The sequence below is a fragment of the Streptomyces sp. CB01201 genome (genome assembly GCF_002803085.1).
Taxonomy (GTDB): domain Bacteria; phylum Actinomycetota; class Actinomycetes; order Streptomycetales; family Streptomycetaceae; genus Streptomyces; species Streptomyces hundungensis.
Genome location: NZ_NNBJ01000002.1, coordinates 95,325 through 117,295 on the forward strand (window position 1 = coordinate 95,325; position 21,971 = coordinate 117,295).

Sequence of the window (21,971 nt, forward strand, 5' to 3'; positions counted from 1 at the left end):
CATCTTTGTGCAAGAGCCCCTTGCGCTATTGCGCCAGGGGCTTCGTCTATTCCGGGGCAAGCGTTCTTCGGTTCAGGCCCATGGTGTACGCATCCACATATGGAACGCGTATGCCCCTGACCTTGGACATGCCCCGCCCGGAAGGGGTGTACGCCTGTGCCCGCACTTGTGCTGCTCGGTGCTCAGTGGGGTGACGAGGGCAAGGGAAAGGCCACCGACCTCCTCGGTGGATCCGTTGATTATGTGGTGCGCTACCAGGGCGGCAACAACGCCGGCCACACGGTCGTCGTAGGCGACCAGAAGTACGCGCTGCATCTTCTCCCTTCCGGGATCCTCTCGCCGGGGTGCACCCCGGTGATCGGTAACGGAGTCGTCGTCGACCCGGCGGTCCTGCTCTCCGAGCTGAGCGGGCTGAACGAGCGAGGCGTCGACACGTCCAAGCTCCTGATCAGCGGTAACGCTCACCTGATCACGCCGTACAACGTCACGCTCGACAAGGTCTCCGAGCGCTTCCTCGGCAAGCGCAAGATCGGAACCACCGGCCGCGGCATCGGCCCGACCTACGCGGACAAGATCAACCGCGTCGGCATCCGCGTCCAGGACCTCTACGACGAGTCGATCCTGGAGCAGAAGGTCGAGGCGGCCCTGGAGGGCAAGAACCAGCTGCTCGCCAAGGTCTACAACCGCCGCGCGATCGAGGTCGGCAAGATCGTCGAGGAGATGCTCCAGTACGCGGAGCAGCTCAAGCCGTTCGTCGCCGACACCACGCTGATCCTGAACAAGGCGCTCGACGACGACAAGGTCGTGCTCTTCGAGGGCGGCCAGGGCACCCTGCTCGACGTCGACCACGGCACGTACCCCTTCGTCACCTCCTCGAACCCGACCGCGGGCGGCGCCTGCACGGGTGCGGGCGTGGGTCCGACGAAGATCAGCCGCGTGATCGGCATCCTCAAGGCCTACACGACCCGTGTCGGCGCCGGCCCGTTCCCGACCGAGCTGTTCGACGAGGACGGCGAGGCGCTGCGCCGCATCGGCGGCGAGCGCGGTGTCACCACCGGCCGCGACCGTCGCTGCGGCTGGTTCGACGCACCGATCGCCCGGTACGCGACCCGTGTGAACGGCCTCACCGACTTCTTCCTCACCAAGCTGGACGTGCTGACCGGCTGGGAGGAGATCCCGGTGTGTGTCGCGTACGAGATCGACGGCAAGCGCGTCGAGGAACTCCCGTACTCCCAGACCGACTTCCACCACGCGAAGCCGATCTACGAGAAGCTGCCGGGATGGTCCGAGGACATCACCAAGGCCAAGACCTTCGACGAGCTGCCGAAGAACGCGAAGGCCTATGTGAAGGCCCTGGAGGAGATGTCCGGAGCGCCGATCTCCGCGATCGGCGTCGGCCCCGGCCGTACCGAGACGATCGAGATCAACTCCTTCCTGTAGGCGAGCGGGCCCGGCGGCGATCCCCTGGGCACGTGATCGACCGAGCGGGGCCCGGGGTGTGCCAAGCGGCCGCCCCGGGCCCCGCTCGGTCGTTTCCGGCACCCGCGAGAGGGGTTCGGGCCCGTCCCCGTCATCGATTGATTCCTTCGCGAAGGTATTTTATTGTGAGGGCAGTCCACCGGGGCACAAGTCCCGCACCAGACAGGGGAATTCCTATGCGTGCGATCGTCCAGCAGGCCTTCGGCGGGCCCGAGGTGCTCACCCTCGCGGAGGTGGAGCGGCCGACCCCGCTGCCCACCGAGATCCTGGTACGGGTCAAGGCGATCGGGGTGAACCCGGTCGAGGCGATCATCCGCGGCGGTGCCTTCCCGATGCTCGGCGAGCCGCCCTTCGTCCTGGGCTGGGACGTCTCGGGCGTGGTCGAGCACGTCGTGCCGGGCACCTCCCGCTTCCAGGAGGGCGACGAGGTGTTCGGCATGCCGCTGTTCCCGCGGGCCGCCGGTGCCTACGCCGAGTTCGTCGCGGCCCCCTCGCGCCACTTCGCCCACAAGCCGGCCTCGCTGAGCCACGCCCAGGCGGCGGCGGTCCCGCTGGCCGGGCTCACCGCTTGGCAGAGTCTCGTCGAGGTCGGTCAAGTCGGGCCCGGGCAGCGGGTGTTGATCCACGCGGGCGGTGGAGGAGTGGGCCATCTGGCGATCCAGATCGCCAAGGCCCGCGGTGCGCACGTCATCACCACGGCGAGCGCGGCCAAGCACGCGTTCCTGCGCGGGCTCGGCGCGGCCGAGGTGATCGACTACCGGACGGCCGACTTCGCGGAAGCCGTCGGGGACGTCGATACGGTCCTGGAGCTGATCGGCGGCGACTATGCGGACCGCTCCCTGCGGACCCTGCGCCCCGGCGGCCTCCTGGTCACCGCGGTGGCCCGCGCGGACGCCGAGCTTGCCGCCCGCACCCGCGCGGCGGGATTCCGCTTCGCCGGCGTCTCGGTGGAGCCGGACCACGGGGGCCTGGAGGCGCTGGCCGACCTCGTGGAGAAGGGGCAGCTCCGCCCGCACGTGGACCGCACGCTGCCGCTCGAAGAGGCGGCTGCCGCCCATGAGTTGATCGAAGCAGGGCACGTCACGGGCAAGCTCATTCTGGAGCCGTAGCCGGGGAGCGGTCGGGCCGCCGCCCCGGCAGGCAGCCCCCTCCGGGGAGCGGTCAGGCCGCCGCCCCGCCCGGCAGGACCGTCGCCAGGATCTCCTCGACCCGCTCGGCCATGTCGGCCCGGTCATTCATCACCCAGGACATGTGCTGCGCCCCGAAGAAGGCGGAGACCAGCACCCGGCCCAGCACCTCGGGGTCGCTCCCGGCCGGCAACGCGCCCTCGGCCCCGGCCGCACGCAGCAGCCCCGTGACGGTCTCGGTGTAGCCGACGAACGGGACCGGCAGGTCCGCGTCGATCAGGGACCGCTCGATCTGGAGCCGCGCCCCGGCCCGGATGACCTGGTCGTCGCGGAACATCGCGCCCGTACGCGTGAGGAGTTCACGGACCGCGGTGGCGGGCGCCAGGCCCTGTTCCTGGACCTGCTGCGCATCGGCCCGCAGGCGTGCGTAGAACTCCTCGGTCACGGCCGCGGCGAGCGCGTTCTTGTTGGCGAAGTGGAAGTACACCGCGCCCTTCGTCGCGCCCATCAGCTCGGCCACGTCGAGGATGGTGGTCGCCGGATACCCCTTGTCCGCGAAGGCGCGCGCCGCCGCGTCCAGGATCAGGGCGCGGGTCCGGATGGCGCGCTCCTGCTTCAGCTCGGAGGCGGCGGGTTTCTGACGGGCCCTTGTGCTCATGCCCAGTCCCTTCGGTCGGTCGACTGCGGTTCACCATACCTTCCCGAAGGTATGTTCCCGCAGCGGCGAAGATACGAGGGGTGCGGGGTACGGGGTACGGGCTACGGGGTGCGGATGCCCGGGGCACGGGGCACGGGGGCGACCGGAACCGCGCTCCGGGTCCGGTCCCCACTGGGGCCCCCGTCCCTGAACCCGGCCTACGTCGGGAACCGGCCGAGCCAGCTGCGGTCGAGGAGGCCTTCGGGGAGGTACTCGGTCTCGAAGGGGATGGGACGTCCGGCGTCGTGGGCGAGGCAGGCGAGGGCGAGCGGGGCGAGGGCGACGGCTCCGTCGAGGTCGCCGGCGCGCTCCTCGTCGGCGGTCCAGTACTCGTGGTGCAGCTGGACCGCCTGGAGGAGCGTCTTGTCGAACTCCTCGTCGTCCTGGGTGAGGAAGCGGTAGAAGACGTTCAGCGGGGGATAGAGGATCATGAGCATCAGCTCACGGTCGACGAACTTGAGGTTCTGGGGGTTCGTCCCGTCGAACGCGGCGACGAGCTTGTCGCCGAGCCCCTCGCCTTCGAGCCAGTACGTCTGGAGCGCGTCGACCCAGTCGTAGACGTACTCCTCGAAATCGGCGCCCGAGCCGCGCAGCAACTCCATTGGCACATGGGCCAGTTGAGTCAGCCGGACCTGGTCGCGGCAGATGATGGCGAGCCAGAAGGCCTGGAGCCAGGTGCCCGCGTCCGCGAAGGGCGTGGGTCCGCCGAGCCCGGGGACGGCCCGCTTCTCGTGCGCGATCAGACACTCGACCGTGGTGCCCTCCGCCGTCATGGCGGAGGCGAAGAGGGCCGAGCCGGTCTGCATGGCGGCGGCCCACGCCTGCCACGTCCCGCTCGCCCTCGCCGCCGGATCGTGCAGACAGTGCGTGAAGGCGGTGCGGAGCGTCTTGCCGAAGGTGAGCCCGAACATGCGCGGGGACTGCGCGGCACGCTCGATCTCCCGCAGGGTCCGTGCGTCGAGCCCCTTGAGCAGCTCCGCCGAGTCGTCGCCGGGCTCGTACGCGGGCCGAGCGGGAATCATCATCGGACGTCTCCCATAGGTGCTGGTAGGTGCCGGTAGGTGCTGCGTCGGGAACTCGCCCGACGCTGCCGGGCCGCCTGCGAGGGTGCGGGGAACTCACCCCGCCCCGCCCTCGCCCTTCAGGCGCCGGCCGGTCGGATCGCCGCGCCCTCCCACTCCAGGAACGCGGCCCACGCGCCCGGCGCGACCGCGAACGAGGGGCCGTCCGCCACCTTCGAGTCCCTCACGTGGACCGCCTCGCAGCAGGCGGCGACCTCTACGCAGTTACCGCCGTTGTCGCTGCTGTACGAGGACTTTGCCCAGGGGAGGGCTACCTCTACGCACTGACCGCCGCTGTCGCTGTTGTACGAGGACTTGCGCCAGGCGATAGCTGCCTCAAGGCAGTCACCGCCTCCGCTGTCGCTGTAGCTGGACTTGAACCACTGAAAGGTGTCGCTCACTTCTACTCTCCCGCCAGCTGCTCGATGAGACCCAGTGAGGTGCGAGGGTCCAGGGCCTGGGACTGGATCTTTGCGTAGCTCCGGGCGAGCGCACTCACCTTTGAAGGATCCGTGATCAGCAGGCCTTCGCCTTGCACCTCCAGGTAGCCGAGACGATCGTGCTCCAGGGTCTCCACCACGTTCATCGTTCCTCGGTCGCCCGCGTGTTCGCCGCTCAACCCACAGTCCATGGGCAGCACTTGAAGGGTCACGTTACGCCGCCGCGCGCACTCTGCGAGGTGAACCATTTGCTCACGCATGACCTCGGGGCCGCCGATGACCCTCCTCAGCACCGATTCCTCCAGTACCAGCTCGATCAGTGCGGCAGGCGATCGGTCGAAGAGCGCCTTGCGTGCCATGCGTGCCTCTACCAGCTCCTCGACGCGTTGCTCGGGCCATGGCGGGTAGCCACCACCGATCAGAGCTCGGGCGTAGTCCTCTGTCTGGAAGAGGCCATGGATGATGAACGTTACGTACGGCCGCAGCACCAAGGCCTTCCGCTCCAAGGCCGCGTAGTCCTGGAACTGGGCGGGGTACTTCTCCAGCCGCATCGGCTCCCGGGCGTCCTCGAAGATGTTCAACCCGTCTCCGAGCACACGCTCAAGTGCGACCAGCATGTCGTCCGATGCGGGCTGTGCCAGCGTCTCCATCGCACTGACCGCAGCGCTGGAGAAGCCGATCTTCTTACCCAATTGACCCTGCGTCCACCCTTTCCGCGCCCGGAATTTACGGGCGATGCTCGCCACCATCTGGGCCGTCGGCCCAGCCGTCGTCTTGTTTTCCGCTCTTGCCATTTCTGATCACGCTCCGTCTCAACCGGTCTCAACCGGTCATGACTCAACCCCGTCGAATTCCACTCACCGCCAGGGGAGTTGGGGCTGTTCAACGCTCCCCGACGGCCCCTCCAGGGCCATGGAAAACGGTAGCGGGACGGGCCCAAACTGTCCGCGTGAATACGGAAATCGACAACGTGAACCTGGACTGGATTCCGCTCTCCGGCATCCGGCTCGGAAAGGCCGGCGTGCAATTCGACGCGGTACGGATCGACGGGGACGCGGGGCGGTGCGTGGCGGACGTGATGGAGGAGTTGACCGGGGGTGATCCGGGGCCGATCGTCGCGGATGCGCTGGGGTGCCGGGCGGTGTACTTCCTGGTGCCGCCGCGCAGCACGTCCCACCGTTCCTGGCCCGCCGTGGCCATCCCGTTCAACTCGGGTCCGAACAGAGTGAGTTACGTACCTGTCCCGGCGCTCAGCGGACACACGTGGCCTTTGTCGTGGCGGTGTCCGCCGTCGGGGCCGGACCGCTTCGTCCATACCCCCCTGCTGTGCGCGGTGGTGAGCCAGCCGCGCTACTGCGGCTGAGATGCGGCCGGGCCCCGTGCCGGGTATCAGCTCTCGGGGTTCTTCGACGGCCGCCCCGGCCGATCCGTCAGTCCCCTTCGCCTCCTCCTGAGCACGGTGCAGACCCAGACCACCGACACCGAGACGACGGAACAGACGACGGCCCATACGAGGAGCAGGGCGAGAACGCCCGGGGTCATGGCGTTCACATCCGGCCCCAGACTGGTGAACGTGACGCCGAAGAGAGCGCCGCCCAAGACCGCCACGGCCGTACCGTTCATGTCTTCCCGCATGACTCTTCACCGGCCATGGTCGAGGCAGCTTCCAGCTCTGTGCGGCTGCGAGTTCCCGTCGGGTGGGGAATGAATCCGGTGTGCTGGGCGGTGGTTGTGGAGGGGGCCGGTCCGTTAAGGGGGAGCCCGGGTGTTCGCGGTGCGCCCGCATCGCGAAATGCCGGCCTCAACTCCCCGCCCTTCCGCTCCGATTCCGGCCGGAATCGCGTCCTGCATTCCGCACCCGACCGCGCCGCCTTCCTCGATTGCCCTCGTACGGGCCCCGATCGGGTCGTCCGGGAACCTTCCCGGAATTGTGCGCAGTCGGTAACAGCGGGATCCTCCGGGCGCCTCGGCTCGTCATGCCAGGTGACCGGGGGCGGACGAGGGACTGCGACGGAAAGAGGCGGACATGGCACGGCACAGCGGGCGAGGCTGGTACGGCAAGTTGGCTGGCGCCGCGCTCGGAGTGACGTTGCTGGCGACCGGGGCGTCGGTGTGGACCGCGCAGGCCGGCACGGCGGACGGGCCGTCACCGAAGGCGAGCGCGTCGGCCACGCCCGGCAACGACGGCAAGCGCGTCGACACGACCATCGCGCACTCCTCGGACGCCGGCCCGCGCGGTGTGAACATCACCATCGACGACGGCCCCGACCCCACGTGGACCCCGCAAGTCCTGGACCTGCTCCAGCAGTACGGGGTGAAGGCCACCTTCTGCATGGTGGGTACGCAGGCCCAGGCCCACCCGGACCTCGTGAAGAAGGTCGTCGCCGCCGGGCACCGGCTCTGCGACCACACCGTGTCCCACAACACCAGCATGGACAAGGCGTCCGAGGCCTACCAGTCGCAGCAGATCCTCGACGCCGAGGCGATGATCACCAAGGCGTCCGGTGGTGTGAAGCCCATGTACTACCGCGCGCCGGGCGGGGCGTTCACCCCGTACAGCCGCGAACTCGCCGCCTCCCGCGGCATGCGTCCGCTGGGCTGGAACGTGGACAGCAAGGACTTCGAGCGGCCGGGCACGGCTGCGATCGTCGCCACGGTCAAGAAGGAACTGCACAACGGGCCGACCGTCCTCTTCCACGACGCCGGCGGCAACCGCTCCCAAACCCTGGAAGCCCTGCGCCAACTCCTCCCCTGGCTCAAGTCCCAGGGCCACACCTTCGGCTTCCCCATCCGCTGACGGCACAGCCGTGCGACGCTGACGGCCAGTCAACTCCCTTCGCTGACATCGCCCTTCGTGTAGTCGAGGTATTCGGTTGTTCCGTCGGTCTGGCGGTGCAGGCGGCCGTCCGGGAGGAGGCTGATGGTGCTGGGTCTGCCGGGGTTGCAGGTGCCGGTCGAGCCGGGGGCCACCTCGGACGGGCCGATCCTGAGGTCGGCGCCGGGTGATGCGGGGGCCTCGGTCAGGTGGGCCTGGAAGACGCAGTGGTAGCCGCGGCCGTCGGCCGTGAGCGTGAGCACCGGGTCACCGACCCGGCCCGGGCTCAGCACCAGGTTGCGTGGCTCGTCACCCGAGTCACCGGGGACGACGGCGGACCAACTGCCCAAGTACTGCGGGGGGATCGCTCCGAACTTGGGGGAGGCCGAGGCCGTCGGGGCGGGGGCGGCCGCCTTCTCGGGGGTGCCGCTCATGAACGCGTACACCGAGCCGCCCGCGCCGACCGCCACCACGAGGGCCACCGCGATCAGCGCCGCCGTGGACTTGGCGCTGCGTTGCAGCGGGGGTTCCGGGTCGGGTTCGGGGGAGTAGCCCGCGTAGGCGGCGACGTCGTAGTACGGGTCGTACGGCGGGGGTGGCGCCGGTGTCGGTGTCGGGGCCGGTTCCGGGACCGGTGCCGGGGGCTCGGAGGTGCCGGGGTTTTCCAGGTCGAGCAACTTGGCTGCTTCGCTTGCCAGTTGGGTCAGCACGGTGGACGGAAGCCACGGGTGGGGCAGGGTGGCGGGGACGCGTTCCAGTATGCGGCCGAGGGTGGGGCGGGCCGCCGGATCCTTGTGCAGGCAGTCGCCGATCAGCTCCTGGAGGGACTCGGGTACGCCGTCGAGGTCCGGCGGTTCCTGCGCGATGCGGAACATCAGCGCGTGCACCCCGCTCGTACCCTCCCCGAAGGGGGGCCGGCCACTCGCCGCGTACGCCAGGACCGAGCCGAGGCAGAACACGTCGCAGGCGGGGGTCACGCGGTCGCCGCGCAGCTGTTCCGGGGCCATGAAGCCGGGCGAGCCGATGAGGGCGCCGGTACGGGTCAGACCGCCGTCCGGGCCGGCCTCCAGGGCGCGGGCGACGCCGAAGTCGATGACGCGGGGGCCGTCGGCGGTGACCAGGATGTTGGAGGGCTTCAGGTCGCGGTGGACGAGGCCGACGCCGTGGATGTCCCGGAGGGCCAGGGCGAGGCCGTGCGCGAGTACGCGTACGGAGTGCTCGGGGAGGGGGCCGTGGTCTTCGACGACGGACTGGAGGTCGGGGCCGGCGACGTAACCGGTCGCGACCCAGGGGACGGGGGCGTCGGTGTCGGCGTCCAGGACCGGCGCGGTCCACAGCCCGCCGACTCTGCGGGCGGCGAGTACCTCCTGGCGGAAGCGGGCCCGGAAGTCGGCCTGGTCGGCGAGGTCGGGGCGGACGAGTTTCACCGCGACGGTGCGGCCGCGGTCCGATCGTGCGAGGTAGACCTGGCCCATGCCGCCTGCGCCCAGGCGGGCCAGTATCCGGTAGCCGCCTATTCGATCCGGGTCGGCCGGCTTCAGGCGCTGCGTGCGGTCCATGCCGGGTGCCCTTCGGGGTGGGGGTCGACTGGGTGAGGATATGCGGGGTCCCCCTGCGGGGGTGGGCGGTATGGGCCGGGGCGGGCCGCCCCTGGCCCTGCTTTCGGCCGCGTTTTCGGCTGGGCTGTCGGCTGGGCTGTCGGCTGGGCTGTCGGCTGCGGGCCGTGTGGGGCTGGTCGCGCAGTTCCCCGCGCCCCCAACCCGCTTTCGGCTGCGGGCCGTGGTCGCTTTTCGCGCAGTTCCCCGCGCCCCTGGGGAAACCCGTTTTCGGCTGCGGGCCGTGTGGGGCTTTTCGCGCAGTTCCCCGCGCCCCCAACCCGCTTTCGGCTGCGGGCCGTGGTCGCTTTTCGCGCAGTTCCCCGCGCCCCCAACCCGCTTTCGGCTGCGGGCCGTGGTCGCTTTTCGCGCAGTTCCCCGCGCCCCTGGGGGAAACCCGTTTCGGGTGCGGGGCGTGTGGGGCTGGTCGCGCAGTTCCTCGCGCCCCTGGGGAAACCCGCTTTCGGGTGCGGGGCGTGTGGGGCTGGTCGCGTGGGTCCTCGCGCGCCTGGGGAAACCCGTTTCGGGTGCGGGGTGTGAGGGCCCGGGCGACACTTTGCCGAGCGGGGCAGGCCAGGGTGGACAGGATGGCCATGTCCGTTCTCAGCTGGGCTTACTTACCCTGGGGGCATGACCCCTCAAGGCACCCCCGATCCCCAGGCCGGCGCGGCTGTGAAGGCCGCCGACCGTGCGCACGTGTTCCACTCCTGGTCCGCCCAGGGCCTGATCGACCCGCTCGCCGTGGCCGGCGCGGAGGGGTCCTACTTCTGGGACTACGAGGGCAACCGGTACCTCGACTTCACGAGCGGTCTCGTCTTCACCAACATCGGCTACCAGCACCCGAAGGTCGTCGCCGCGATCCAGGAGCAGGCCGCGACGATGACGACCTTCGCGCCCGCGTTCGCGGTGGAGGCGCGCTCGGAGGCGGCCCGGCTGATCGCCGAGCGCACTCCGGGCGACCTCGACAAGATCTTCTTCACCAACGGGGGTGCGGAGGCCGTCGAGAACGCGATCCGGATGGCCCGGCTGCACACCGGGCGCCACAAGGTGCTGAGCGCGTACCGCTCGTACCACGGCGGTACGAACACGGCGATCAACCTGACCGGCGACCCGCGCCGCTGGGCCTCGGACAGCGGCTCGGCCGGTGTCGCGCGGTTCTGGGCGCCGTTCCTCTACCGGTCGCCGTTCCACGCCACCACCGAGGCCGAGGAGTGCTCGCGCGCGCTCAAGCACCTTGAGGACACCATCGTCTTCGAGGGCCCCGGCACCATCGCCTCGATCATCCTGGAGTCCGTGCCGGGCACCGCCGGGATCATGGTGCCGCCGGCCGGCTACCTGCCGGGCGTGCGCGCGCTCTGCGACAAGTACGGGATCGTCCTCATCCTGGACGAGGTCATGGCCGGGTTCGGCCGTACCGGCAAGTGGTTCGCGTCCGAGCACCACGACGTGGTGCCCGACCTGCTCACCTTCGCCAAGGGCGTCAACTCCGGGTACGTGCCGCTCGGCGGCGTCGCCATCAGCCGGGCGATCGCCGAGACCTTCGAGCACCGGCCCTTCCCCGGCGGACTCACCTACTCCGGGCACCCGCTGGCCTGCGCCGCGGCCGTCGCCACCATCAACGTGATGGAGGAGGAGGGCGTGGTCGAGCAGGCCGCGCACATCGGGGCGAGCGTGCTGGAGCCGGGGCTGCGGGAGATCGCCGAACGGCACCCCTCGGTGGGCGAGGTGCGCGGGCTCGGTGTGTTCTGGGCGCTTGAGCTGGTGCGCAGCAAGGAGACGCGGGAGCCGCTGGTCCCGTACAACGCGACCGGCGCGGACAACGCCCCGATGGCCGCCTTCGGCGCCGCCTGCAAGAAGAACGGGCTGTGGCCCTTCATCAACATGAACCGCACCCACGTCGTGCCAGCCTGCAACATCACCGAGGGCGAGGCCAAGGAAGGCCTCGCGGTGCTGGACGAGGCGCTGACGGTGGCCGATCAGTACACCGTGTGACGCGTCGGCCCTGATCGCGCGGACTCGCCGACGGTGGTGCGTTTGTCCTGGTCAGGGCGGAGTTGCCGGCATCGCTCGGGCGGCGGGACCGCGCTCTCCTTTGTCCGGTTTCCGGGCACCCCATAGGGTGGCCCGGAACCGGAGGAGGGGAGCGAGCCATGCCCGCGAGCGGAGCGGTCACCCGCAACACCCTTCGACAACAGATAGCGGACGCGCTGCGTGACGAGGTGCTCGCGGGGCGTATGCAGCCCGGTGAGGAATTCACCGTCAAGCAGATAGCCGAGCAGTACGGCGTCTCCGCGACGCCCGTGCGCGAGGCCCTCGTCGATCTCTGCGCACAGGGCCTGCTCGACTCCGACCAGCACCGGGGCTTCCGGGTCCGGGTGTTCACGGTCGAGGACTACAAGGGCATGGTCGAGGCCCGCGCCCTCGTGGTCGACGGGATATTCCGGCGGGCCGCGGTCCCCGGCGCCGTCGAACCGCACGGCCCCGCCCTCGTATCGGTGCGGCGGCGCGGCGAAGAGGCCGCGCGGGCCGCCCGCGGCGGCGATCTGAACATCCTGGTCGGCTACGACCTGCGGTTCTGGCGGGAGCTGTGCGCGCTCGCCGGCAACACCTACATCTCCGAGTTCCTGCACCGCCTGCGCATGCAGAGCTGGGTGTTCGCGGTCCCCTATCTGCGCGGCCACAGCGAACTCAGCGACTGGCTGTGGACCGGCCACGGCGAGGTCGTATCGGCGCTCGCCCTCCATGACTTCGAGGCGGCACGGGTGCTGATCGCCGCCTACAACGACGAATCCCTCGTATGGGCGGAGCGACTGCCGCGGTGATCACCGATCCGGCCGGACAGGTCGAACTGAGCGTTGTCGTCCCGGCCTACAACGAGGAGCAGCGCCTCGCACCCACCCTCGACGCGATCCGCGCCCACCTCGGCGACAGCTGTGCCTGGGAGCTGATCGTCGTCGACGACGGGTCGAGCGACGAGACCGTACGGGTCGCGCGCGAGGCAGCCGCCGCTGATCCGCGCATCAACGTCGTCGTCAGCGGGAGCAACCGCGGCAAGGGGCATGCCCTGCGGCTCGGGGTGCTCGCCTCCTACGGGCGCCGGGTGCTGGTCACGGACGCCGATCTGGCCACCCCCATCGAGGAGTTGGACCATCTCGCCAAGGCGATGACCGAGGGCGAGACGGCCGCCGCGATCGGCTCGCGGGCCCGCCCCGGGGCCCGGATCGAGGTCCATCAGAGCCGGCTGCGCGAGACGCTCGGCCGGATGGGCAACCGGCTGATCCGGGCCGTGGCGGTGCCCGGCATCCACGACACCCAGTGCGGCTTCAAGCTGTTCGACGGCGACAAGGCGCGCGCCGCGTTCGCCGACGCCCGCCTGGACGGCTGGGGCATCGACGTCGAGATCCTCCAGTTCTTCCGCCGCAGCGGCTGGCCGGTCGCCGAGGTGCCGGTGCGCTGGTCGCACCAGGAGGGCTCCAAGGTGGGCGCGGCCGACTACGGCAAGGTCCTGTGGGAGCTGGGCCGCCTCAAGGCGCGCGCGGTGCGCCGGGTCGATCTGGTGCTCGGCGCCCTCTACCTGCTGTCGTCCCTGCTGCTCTACAAGAACCTGTGGGGCGATCTCGGGCGGAGCTATCTCAGCGACTCGATGCAGGACCAGAACCAGTGGGAGTGGTTCTTCGCGGTCACCGCGGACAACGTGGCCCATCTGCGCGACCCCCTGTTCACCACCGTCCAGAACTTCCCGGACGGCGTGAACCTGATGGGCAACACCCCGATGCTGGGCCTGTCGGTGCCCTTCGCGCCGATCACCCTCGCCTTCGGGCCGACGCTCACCTGGGCGCTGATCCTCACCCTGGGGATATCGGCGACCGCGTACGCCTGGTACTGGCTGTTCGCCCGCCGGGTGACCGGGAACCGGTGGGCGGCCGGGCTCGGCGGGGCGCTCGCCGCGTTCGCGCCGCCGATGATCTCGCACGCCAACGCCCACCCGAACTTCTGCGTCCTGTTCATGATCCCGCTGATCATCGACCGCGCGCTGCGGCTCTGCGAGGGCCGCGACATCCGCCGGAACGGCCTGGTCCTGGGCCTGTTCACGACGTACCAGATCTTCCTCGGCGAGGAGGTGCTGCTGCTCGCCGTGGTCGGCACGACCCTGTTCGCGCTGTCGTACGCGCTGGCCCGGCGCGATGTCGCCCGCGCCGCGATCCGGCCGCTCGCGCAGGGCATGGCGTACGCGGTGGGGGTGTGCCTGGTCCTCGTCGCGTATCCGCTGTACCGGCAGTTCGCGGGGGCGCAGAGCTATCACAGCGTGCTGCACGGGGACAGCGCGGGCAATTCGCCGCTCGCGCTGGTCGAGTTCGCGGGCCGCTCGCTGTGGGGCGACGACGCCACCGCCGACAAACTGGCCCTCAACCGCACCGAGCAGAACGCCTTCTACGGCTGGCCGCTCGTGGCCCTCGCGCTCGCCCTCGTCGTACGCCTCTGGCGGCGCCCGCTGGTGAAGGCGCTCGCGTTCACCGGGGTCGCGGCGGCGGTGCTCTCGCTCGGGCAGAAGATCCGCATCCCTTACACGGATGTGGTGTTCACCGGGCCCTGGAAGCTGCTCGCGCACAAGCCGCTCTTCGAGTCGGTGATCGAGGGCCGAGTCGCGATGATCTGCGCACCGGCGCTCGGCGCCCTGATCGCGCTGGGCGCGGGCCGCCTCGCGCTGAGCGGCCCGCGCGTGACCCGGGCGGTGGGCTTCGCCGCGATCGCGCTCGCCCTGCTCCCGATCGTCCCGACGTCGTTCCCGACGAACGCCCGCCCCGAGGTGCCCGAGTTCATCTCGGCGGGCCTGTGGAAGAAGTACGTGCAGCCCGGCGAGTCCCTGGTCCCGGTGCCGCTGCCCGACCCCGGCTCGGCCGAGGCCCTGCACTGGCAGTCGTCCACCGGCCTCGGCTTCTCGGTGCCGGGCGGCTACTTCAACGGGCCCTGGGGACCGGACCGCATCGGCATCTACGGGGCATCGCCGCGCTGGACGTCCAACCTGTTCGGCGACATCCGCTCCGGCAAGCCCATCCCCGACATCGGCACGGACTGGCAGAACCAGGCCCGCGCGGACCTCGCGTACTGGCACGCGGGCGTCCTCGTCCTCGCCCCGCAGCCGCAGGCGCCCCAGCTGTACGAGACGGTGAGCCGGCTGCTCGGGGGGAAGCCGGGCACCAAGGTCGGCGGGGTCTGGATCTGGGACGTGTCGCAGGTGCGGTGAACTCCCGCGCCGTGCGGCCGAGTCCGAGTACCGAGTCCGAGTCCGAGTACCGAGTCCGAGTAACGGTCGGCCCCGTGGGTAAACCCACCCGACCGGGCGCGGGGGGATCCGGTCACCCCGCACCGGGAGTTGACGGGCACTCTTCGCGCGGCGTGCCCGGCGCACTACGCTGTCCCGACCATCGCACGAAACGAGTTGAGAGCGAGCCCGTCTTGGCCTGTGACCTGTGGCTGGTCCCCCTCGTCGACGTGCTGTGCCACAGCCCCGACAATCCGTTCGCGGAGGAGATCGCCTCGTACGACAAGGCGCTCGGCGACGCCGGGCTGCCGCCCGTGCCGGTCTTCGCGTACATGCCGGGCCTGTCCGGGGACGTGGCTCCGGTGGCCGGATTCGACTACGACGCGCTGCACTTCCTGCGCCGGGCCTATCTGCTCCAGCTCTGCGGCCTCGCGGTGACGCCCGTCGACGAACTCGGCGGCGACTACGAGCAGCTCCTGGAGATGTTCGAGCCGACCGCGCAGCAGTCGCACCTGGTGTGGCACTACGACCACGCGGGCGCCTATGTACCGGTCGACTTCGCGGCGCCGCTGTCCAACGAGGAACTCCTCGCCGGCGGCGGACCGCTCGGCTCGGCACAGGGCCTGCTGCGGGAGCTCCAGTTCGTGGGTCCGGCCATCGGAATAGATCCGGCCAACCCGCCGACCGCCCCCGCCCCGCCGACCCGGCCCACCTCCCTGGAGGAGCCGGCCGGACCCATCCCGTACGACGAGAGCCCGTTCGCGCGCGAGCGGCACGTGTGGCTGGGGCTGCACGCGGCGGCGACGCGCAGCCTCGCCCAGGGCTCGATGATCATCTTCAGCTGAGCGGGCTCAGCGCGGGCCCTCGGGCGGCCGCTGGCGCGGCATGTTCGGCCGGGTCGCCGGGGGCAGCGGGAAGCGCCCGGGGCCCGGGGCGCCGTCCGAACGCGGGGCCGCCGCGCTCAAGGTCTGCATGACCAGCGGCGCGGGACCCGAGCGGAACTCCACCATCCAGTCCGCCGTCTCCGAGCGGACCAGCTCGGTCACGTCCTCGGTGAACCGGCGCAGCACCGAGAGACAGCGCTCGGCGGCCTCGCCGGCGGTGCCCTCGGTGGGCCCGAGCACCTCGCGCACGCTCTCCGTGGCCCAGTCGAACTGGAGCCCCTGGAGCCTGCGCTGCACGGCCTGCGCGGTGGCCACGTCCCGCATCCAGCCCGAGGTCAGCCCGAAGTAGCGGTCGCAGGCCATGCACGCCCCGGCGAGGAGCAGACAGACGTAGCCGTAGCCCGCGGCGCCCGGGAGGGCCCGGGTCAGATCGAGCAGCGGGAGCACCGCGCCCGCGATCGCCCCGCTCGCCGTGCCGCAGCGCAGGGTGCGGGCGCCGCGGCGCTTCCACAGCCGGTCGGCCAGGTACCACTCGGCGGTGCGCAGGGCGCCGTCCTCGACCCAGCGGTACAGCTCGTCGAGGCGCTCGGCGGGCTCGCCCCAGTCGCCGAGCGGGAACGGCCGCCCGGTCAGATCGCCCGTCTGCGCGCCCTCGTCCCGCCGGGCCTGGCCCGGGGCCCCCTCGGGCTGCATGTCCGCCGGCTGGCTCACCCGGCCGCTCCCTCCGCACTGCTGCTGTGACCCTCTGTGACATCGCGTGACGTACGGGCACCTGGACGTGTACTGGACATAGACGTGTACTGGACGTAGCGGACGCGTCCTTGACGTGCTCGACGTAGTAAATGCCGTGGCGAAGGACGTCACGCCCGCCGGCACCTGCGGTGCGCGTGGGCGTATTGACGCCTACTGAGGCGTCCGAGCGCCATTCCTACCGCCGAATGGAGGGCCCGGGGGTCGATATCCAGGTATTTCCGCCCGGAAGTGGCCCTTGATCAGGTATAGCGACACGCGCCGCATCACTCGAAAGAGTTGCGGAGCAGGCGGCCTGTCGACCACGTAGGCTCGGAGTGCCGAAAACGACGGCGCGGCCCCGCCGCCCCGTCGAACCCGTCCTACCGAAACCCGGAGTGAAACGTGATCCCTGGTGGTGGCCAGCCCAACATGCAGCAGCTTCTCCAGCAGGCCCAGAAGATGCAGCAGGATCTCGCCCTTGCCCAGGAGGAGCTCGCCGCGACCGAGGTCGAGGGCCAGGCCGGCGGCGGACTCGTCAAGGCGACCGTGACCGGCTCGGGCGAGCTGCGTTCCCTCGCCATCGACCCCAAGGCGGTCGACCCGGAGGACACCGAGACCCTCGCGGACCTGATCGTCGCGGCCGTGCAGGCCGCCAACGAGAACGCGCAGCAGCTCCAGCAGGAGAAGCTCGGCCCGCTGGCGCAGGGCCTCGGCGGCATGCCCGGCCTGCCCTTCTAGGACGGGCCCGGGGCTCCGGCCCCGGGGGCGTGCGCCGCCCCGCGCGGACTGCCCGGGCGCCTGCCCTACTGAGGCGGACGCGCACCAACTACCGTAGGCGTCAGAACAACCCACGAGAGGCGTTCCGTTGTACGAAGGCGTGGTTCAGGACCTCATCGACGAGCTGGGCAGGCTGCCCGGCGTCGGTCCCAAGAGCGCGCAGCGGATCGCCTTCCACATCCTCCAGGCCGAGCCGACCGACGTGCGGCGCCTCGCGCACGCCCTCCTGGAAGTCAAGGACAAGGTCCGCTTCTGCGCGGTGTGCGGCAACGTGGCCCAGGAGGAGCGGTGCAACATCTGCCGCGACCCGCGCCGCGACCAGACGGTCATCTGCGTCGTGGAGGAGCCCAAGGACGTGGTGGCCATCGAGCGGACCCGCGAGTTCCGCGGCCGCTACCACGTGCTCGGCGGGGCCATCAGCCCGATCGAGGGCGTCGGCCCGGACGATCTGCGCATCCGTGAGCTGCTCGCCCGCCTCGCGGACGGCACGGTCACCGAGCTGATCCTGGCCACCGACCCGAACCTGGAGGGCGAGGCCACGGCCACGTACCTCGCCCGCATGATCAAGCCCATGGGCCTCAGGGTCACCCGGCTCGCCAGCGGCCTGCCGGTCGGCGGCGACCTCGAATACGCCGACGAGGTCACCCTGGGCCGGGCCTTCGAAGGAAGGCGGCTGCTCGATGTATGACGCCCAGCAGGAGAACGCCCGGCAGGGGTACGAGGAAGGTCGACTCGATGTCTGACGCAACGCTGCACGCGACCACCCAGGACCCGGACTCCTTCGCGGTCCAGATCGCCGACCAGGTCGAGTCCTTCATCGTCGCGGTCACGGAAGTGGCCAAGGGCGACGAGCCCGACAGCGCAGTGCCGTTCCTCCTCCTGGAGGTCTCCCAGCTGCTGCTCGCCGGCGGCCGGCTCGGCGCGCACGAGGACATCGTCCCCGACGAGCGCTACGAGCCCGACCTCGGCCCGGAGGCCGACCTGGACGAGCTGCGCGAGCGGTTCGCCCGGCTGCTCGAACCCATCGACGTGTACTCCGAGGTCTTCGACCCCTACGAGCCGCGCAAGGCGCCGGTGGCGCACCGGATCTCCGACGACCTCGCCGACGTCGTCACCGATCTGCGCCACGGCCTGGCCCACTACCGGGCGGGCCGCACCAGCGAGGCGCTGTGGTGGTGGCAGTTCTCCTACTTCTCCAACTGGGGCTCGACGGCCTCCGCCGCGCTGCGCGCGTTGCAGTCGCTCGTCGCCCACGTCCGCCTCAACCAGCCACTGGAAGCGCTGGACGGCCTCGACATCGACGAGGACCTGGCGGAGGACGCCCTGGCGGAGGAGGCGGGCCGGGTCATGGCCGAGGAACTCGCGGGCCCGCTCGGGCTCGGCCTGCGCGACGCCAAGTAGGGCGGTACGCACAGGGGCGCGGCCCGTCCGTGAGCGGGCCGGGCCCCGCGGACGGCTGCCGCGCGGCCTGTGACGCCGCCCACAAGCCGAGTACTTCACCACCCCCATGGGCAGGCGGACCGTGCGAGCGGTCCGGACCGGCCCGGTGATCACCAAGTGAGCGGGACATCTCACGACGTGATACGACAGGGGCGAATCCGGCCCGCTCGTTAAACTGAGCCGACCGCAGTACTGAATTGAGCGAGGAGCGCACGTGGGCCTTGTCGTGCAGAAGTACGGAGGCTCCTCCGTTGCCGATGCCGAGGGCATCAAGCGCGTCGCCAAGCGGATCGTGGAAGCCAAGAAGAACGGCCACCAGGTGGTCGTCGTGGTTTCCGCGATGGGCGACACGACGGATGAGTTGATCGAGCTCGCGGAGCAGGTGTCACCCATGCCTGCCGGGCGGGAATTCGACATGCTGCTGACCGCCGGAGAGCGGATCTCCATGGCCCTGCTTGCCATGGCGATCAAAAGCCTGGGCCACCAGGCCCAGTCCTTCACGGGCAGCCAGGCCGGTGTCATCACCGACTCCGTCCACAACAAGGCGCGGATCATCGATGTCACCCCGGGCCGCATCCGGACCTCGATCGACGAGGGCAACATCGCCATCGTCGCCGGGTTCCAGGGCGTCAGCCAGGAGGGCAAGAACATCACCACGCTCGGGCGCGGTGGTTCGGACACGACGGCCGTCGCGCTCGCCGCGGCCCTCGACGCCGAGGTCTGTGAGATCTACACGGACGTCGACGGCGTGTTCACCGCGGACCCCCGGGTCGTGAAGAAGGCGAAGAAGATCGACTGGATCTCCTTCGAGGACATGCTGGAGCTGGCCGCGTCCGGCTCCAAGGTGCTCCTGCACCGGTGCGTCGAGTACGCCCGCCGTTACAACATCCCGATCCATGTGCGCTCGTCCTTCAGCGGACTTCAGGGCACCTGGGTCAGCAACGAACCGCGAGGGGACCAGCAGGTGGAGCACGCCATCATCTCCGGAGTCGCCCACGACGTCTCCGAGGCCAAGATCACGGTCGTCGGGGTGCCCGACAAGCCGGGTGAGGCTGCGGCGATCTTCCGCACCATCGCGGACGCCGAGGTCAACATCGACATGGTGGTGCAGAACGTCTCCGCCGCATCGACGGGTCTGACCGACATCTCGTTCACGCTGCCCAAGGCCGAGGGCCGCAAGGCCATCGACGCCCTGGAGCGGGCCAAGCCGACCATCGGCTTCGAGTCGCTGCGCTACGACGACCAGATCGCCAAGATCTCCCTCGTCGGCGCCGGCATGAAGACCAACCCGGGTGTCACGGCGGGCTTCTTCGAGGCCCTCTCGGACGCGGGCGTCAACATCGAGCTCATCTCGACCTCCGAGATCCGCATCTCGGTCGTCACCCGCGCCGACGACGTCAACAACGCGGTGCGCGCCGTGCACTCGGCCTTCGGTCTCGACTCCGACAGCGACGAGGCCGTCGTCTACGGAGGCACCGGGCGATGACCCACGGGCCGGCGCTCACGGTCGTCGGAGCGACCGGGGGCGCCGGTGCGGTGATGCTCCAGATCCTGTCCCAGCACGCCGACGTCTGGGGCGAGGTCCGCCTTGTCGCGTCCGCGCGCTCGGCCGGCCGCAAGCTGCTGGTGCGGGGCGAGGAGTGCGAGGTCCTCGCGCTGAGCGAGGAGGCCCTGGACGGCTCCGACGTGGTCGTCTTCCTCGTGCCCGCCGACATCGCCGCCCGCTGGGCGCCGGTCGCGGCCGCCAAGGGCGCGGTGGTCGTGGACAGTTCGGCCGCCTTCCGGATGGACGCGGATGTGCCCCTGGTGGTGCCCGAGCTCAATCCCCACGCGGTACGGATGCGGCCGCGCGGGATCATCGCGAGCCCGCACGCCAGCACCCTCGCCATGATCGTGGCGGTCGGCGCGCTGCACGCCGAGTTCGGCCTGAGCGAGCTGGTCGTCTCCACGTACCAGGCCGTCAGCGGCGAGGGCCGGCCCGGGGTCGACGCGCTGCGCCGGCAGATCTCGCTGGTCGCCGGGACCGGGCTCGGTACGAGTCCGGGCGATGTGCGCCGGGCCGTGGGCGACGACCTCGGCCCGTTCGCGGCGCCGGTCGCGCTGAACGTGGTGCCCTGGGCCGGCGACCTCGCCGACGACGGCTGGTCCTCGCAGGAGCTGGGGCTGCGCGACGAGTTGCGCAAGCTGCTCGACCTGCCGCGGCTGCCGGTGGCCGCCACCTGTGTGCGGGTGCCGGTCGTCACCACGCACTCCGCGTCCGTGCACGCCCGCTTCGAGACCGAGGTGGATGTGGCGCGGGCCCACGAGATCCTGGCGACCGCGCCCGGTGTGGTGCTCTTCGACGACCCCGCGGCCGGTGAGTTCCCCACCCCGGCCGATGTGGTCGGGACCGACCCGACGTGGGTCGGCCGGGTGCGCAGCTCGCCGGACGATCCGCACGTACTGGAACTTTTCGTCTGCGGCGACAACCTGCGCAAGGGCACCGCCCTGAACGTCGCGCACATCGCCGAGTTGGCGGCCCGCGAATTCAACGAGCGCTGAAGTCTTCCCATTTGTAGGATCTGTGAACGCTCTGTGAGCAAGTCGCTGGTCTGTACCACTTGAACTGCGCCAATGCCTTGTTACACGATTCATTTCCGTGTCCCTGCAACCGCAGCCCGGCATGGAGCGTCTATGCGGTCGCCCCTCAAGGTGCCGTAAAAATTGGGGCATTGGGGAAGAGCGGGTACGGATGAGGGTATTTGTCGCACCGCCAAAAACAGTGTCGTACGCGTACAACCCTGACGGGGAGGAACGTGTCCAACAGGCGTGGCAGAGGTACTCGACTTCAGAGCGGTACCGGCGCGCGGTGGGATGGCAGTCCGCCCGCGCCGGCGCATCGGCGCGCCCGGCGGCATGCCGGTGATCGCGCCCATGCCCGCCACCCGTCCCGCCCCCGTCCCGTCCACGACGGCCTCCTCGCGCGAGAGCGCTGACGAGGTCATGGCGACCGGCACCACCGTCGACCACCTCACCGAGACCTACCGCGCGCACTACCGCTCGCTGCTCGGCCTCGCCGCGCTGCTCCTGGACGACACCGCCTCCTGCGAGGACGTCGTGCAGGAGGCGTTCATCCGGGTGCACTCGGCGCGCAGCCGGGTGCGCGAGCCGGAGAAGACGCTCGCCTACCTCCGCCAGACGGTGGTGAACCTGTCGCGCTCGGCGCTGCGCCGCCGCATCCTCGGGCTCAAGCTGCTCTCCAAGCCGATGCCCGACATGGCGAGCGCGGAGGAGGGCGCGTACGACCAGCTGGAGCGCGACGCCCTGATCAAGGCGATGCGCGGGCTCCAGCGCCGCCAGCGCGAGGTGCTCGTGCTGCGGTACTTCGCGGACATGACCGAGGCCCAGGTCGCCGAGACGCTCGGCATATCCCTGGGTTCGGTGAAGGCGTACGGCTCGCGGGGCATAGCCGCCCTGCGCATCGCCATGGAGGCCCCGGCATGAAGGGCCCCGAAAGGAGCGGCCCCGACCGGAACGGCGACGGGCGGAACGGCGACGGGCGGCCGGGGGACCACGGGGCGCGCCGAGTGCGCGGGGAACGCGGATCCCGCCGAGCGGGCGGGGAACGCGGGGATCACGGGGCATATGGCAGGAGCGGGCCGGACCAGCGGCCCAGGAACGA

21 protein-coding genes are annotated in these 21,971 nt (G+C 70.5%); 14 read left to right on the top strand and 7 right to left on the bottom strand.

Going from position 1 to position 21,971, the window contains the following annotated elements:
- Nucleotides 1-156 precede the first annotated feature (156 nt).
- Complete coding sequence (locus CG740_RS05280) at nucleotides 157-1,440, top strand: adenylosuccinate synthase (protein WP_100573773.1); 1,284 nt, start codon at nucleotides 157-159, stop codon at nucleotides 1,438-1,440.
- 215 nt (nucleotides 1,441-1,655) lie between these two features.
- Entirely contained in the window at nucleotides 1,656-2,588 is a 933-nt protein-coding gene (locus tag CG740_RS05285) for an NADP-dependent oxidoreductase (RefSeq protein ID WP_100573774.1), read from the top strand.
- Between the two features lie 52 nt (nucleotides 2,589-2,640).
- On the opposite strand, the gene CG740_RS05290 is transcribed toward CG740_RS05285, so the two are convergent.
- From CG740_RS05290 to CG740_RS05305, 4 genes are all read right to left on the bottom strand, one after another.
- Nucleotides 2,641-3,264 (bottom strand): ScbR family autoregulator-binding transcription factor, encoded by a 624-nt coding sequence (locus tag CG740_RS05290; protein WP_100573775.1) that lies wholly within the window; start codon nucleotides 3,262-3,264, stop codon nucleotides 2,641-2,643.
- A 197-nt stretch (nucleotides 3,265-3,461) separates the two neighbouring features.
- The gene (locus CG740_RS05295) at nucleotides 3,462-4,328 is read right to left on the bottom strand and encodes an immunity 49 family protein (RefSeq protein WP_234376082.1); all 867 of its coding nucleotides are present in this window, start codon (nucleotides 4,326-4,328) and stop codon (nucleotides 3,462-3,464) included.
- A 116-nt stretch (nucleotides 4,329-4,444) separates the two neighbouring features.
- The gene (locus CG740_RS05300) at nucleotides 4,445-4,765 is read right to left on the bottom strand and encodes a DUF397 domain-containing protein (RefSeq protein ID WP_100573776.1); all 321 of its coding nucleotides are present in this window, start codon (nucleotides 4,763-4,765) and stop codon (nucleotides 4,445-4,447) included.
- Nucleotides 4,766-4,767: 2 nt separating this feature from the next.
- Nucleotides 4,768-5,598 carry a helix-turn-helix domain-containing protein gene (locus CG740_RS05305; RefSeq protein WP_100573777.1) on the bottom strand — a complete coding sequence of 277 codons (831 nt, stop codon included), beginning with the start codon at nucleotides 5,596-5,598 and terminating at the stop codon, nucleotides 4,768-4,770.
- A gap of 155 nt (nucleotides 5,599-5,753) precedes the next feature.
- Here CG740_RS05305 and CG740_RS05310 point away from each other — a divergent pair, with 155 nt between their 5' ends.
- The gene (locus CG740_RS05310; RefSeq protein WP_234376083.1) at nucleotides 5,754-6,167 is read left to right on the top strand and encodes a hypothetical protein; all 414 of its coding nucleotides are present in this window, start codon (nucleotides 5,754-5,756) and stop codon (nucleotides 6,165-6,167) included.
- A gap of 26 nt (nucleotides 6,168-6,193) precedes the next feature.
- Here the strand turns inward: CG740_RS05310 and CG740_RS05315 are convergent, their stop codons facing one another.
- Entirely contained in the window at nucleotides 6,194-6,427 is a 234-nt protein-coding gene (locus CG740_RS05315; protein WP_159030231.1) for a hypothetical protein, read from the bottom strand.
- 403 nt (nucleotides 6,428-6,830) lie between these two features.
- Between CG740_RS05315 and CG740_RS05320 the strand changes: the two genes are divergently transcribed.
- Entirely contained in the window at nucleotides 6,831-7,601 is a 771-nt protein-coding gene (locus CG740_RS05320) for a polysaccharide deacetylase family protein (RefSeq protein ID WP_100573779.1), read from the top strand.
- 29 nt (nucleotides 7,602-7,630) lie between these two features.
- On the opposite strand, the gene CG740_RS05325 is transcribed toward CG740_RS05320, so the two are convergent.
- Nucleotides 7,631-9,178, bottom strand: coding sequence for a serine/threonine-protein kinase (locus CG740_RS05325; protein ID WP_100573780.1), 1,548 nt, complete (start codon nucleotides 9,176-9,178; stop codon nucleotides 7,631-7,633).
- Between the two features lie 666 nt (nucleotides 9,179-9,844).
- On the opposite strand from CG740_RS05325, the gene CG740_RS05330 reads away from it, so the two are divergent.
- From CG740_RS05330 to CG740_RS05345, 4 genes are all read left to right on the top strand, one after another.
- Nucleotides 9,845-11,206, top strand: coding sequence for an aspartate aminotransferase family protein (locus CG740_RS05330; RefSeq protein WP_100573781.1), 1,362 nt, complete (start codon nucleotides 9,845-9,847; stop codon nucleotides 11,204-11,206).
- Nucleotides 11,207-11,364: 158 nt separating this feature from the next.
- The gene (locus tag CG740_RS05335; RefSeq protein ID WP_100573782.1) at nucleotides 11,365-12,036 is read left to right on the top strand and encodes a GntR family transcriptional regulator; all 672 of its coding nucleotides are present in this window, start codon (nucleotides 11,365-11,367) and stop codon (nucleotides 12,034-12,036) included.
- The gene (locus CG740_RS05340) at nucleotides 12,012-14,459 is read left to right on the top strand and encodes a dolichyl-phosphate beta-glucosyltransferase (RefSeq protein ID WP_100573783.1); all 2,448 of its coding nucleotides are present in this window, start codon (nucleotides 12,012-12,014) and stop codon (nucleotides 14,457-14,459) included. The genes CG740_RS05335 and CG740_RS05340 overlap by 25 nt, the downstream gene beginning before the upstream one ends.
- A gap of 212 nt (nucleotides 14,460-14,671) precedes the next feature.
- A complete protein-coding gene (locus CG740_RS05345; protein ID WP_100573784.1) occupies nucleotides 14,672-15,322 on the top strand; it encodes a hypothetical protein in 651 nt (216 codons plus the stop codon).
- 6 nt (nucleotides 15,323-15,328) lie between these two features.
- On the opposite strand, the gene CG740_RS05350 is transcribed toward CG740_RS05345, so the two are convergent.
- Nucleotides 15,329-16,072 (bottom strand): SLATT domain-containing protein, encoded by a 744-nt coding sequence (locus tag CG740_RS05350; protein ID WP_100573785.1) that lies wholly within the window; start codon nucleotides 16,070-16,072, stop codon nucleotides 15,329-15,331.
- 423 nt (nucleotides 16,073-16,495) lie between these two features.
- On the opposite strand from CG740_RS05350, the gene CG740_RS05355 reads away from it, so the two are divergent.
- The 6 genes from CG740_RS05355 (at nucleotide 16,496) to CG740_RS05380 (ending at nucleotide 21,793) form a co-directional block, all read left to right on the top strand.
- Entirely contained in the window at nucleotides 16,496-16,831 is a 336-nt protein-coding gene (locus CG740_RS05355; protein ID WP_100573786.1) for a YbaB/EbfC family nucleoid-associated protein, read from the top strand.
- A 127-nt stretch (nucleotides 16,832-16,958) separates the two neighbouring features.
- Nucleotides 16,959-17,558 (top strand): recombination mediator RecR, encoded by a 600-nt coding sequence (gene recR / locus CG740_RS05360; protein ID WP_100573787.1) that lies wholly within the window; start codon nucleotides 16,959-16,961, stop codon nucleotides 17,556-17,558.
- A gap of 47 nt (nucleotides 17,559-17,605) precedes the next feature.
- A complete protein-coding gene (locus CG740_RS05365) occupies nucleotides 17,606-18,271 on the top strand; it encodes a DUF5063 domain-containing protein (protein WP_100573788.1) in 666 nt (221 codons plus the stop codon).
- A 253-nt stretch (nucleotides 18,272-18,524) separates the two neighbouring features.
- Complete coding sequence (locus CG740_RS05370; protein ID WP_100573789.1) at nucleotides 18,525-19,796, top strand: aspartate kinase; 1,272 nt, start codon at nucleotides 18,525-18,527, stop codon at nucleotides 19,794-19,796.
- Nucleotides 19,793-20,851: an aspartate-semialdehyde dehydrogenase gene (locus CG740_RS05375; RefSeq protein WP_100573790.1), complete on the top strand. Its 1,059-nt coding sequence runs from the start codon at nucleotides 19,793-19,795 to the stop codon at nucleotides 20,849-20,851. Before CG740_RS05370 ends, CG740_RS05375 begins: the two co-directional genes overlap by 4 nt.
- A gap of 267 nt (nucleotides 20,852-21,118) precedes the next feature.
- Nucleotides 21,119-21,793: a SigE family RNA polymerase sigma factor gene (locus CG740_RS05380; RefSeq protein ID WP_442802802.1), complete on the top strand. Its 675-nt coding sequence runs from the start codon at nucleotides 21,119-21,121 to the stop codon at nucleotides 21,791-21,793.
- The last annotated feature ends 178 nt before the right edge of the window (nucleotides 21,794-21,971 follow it).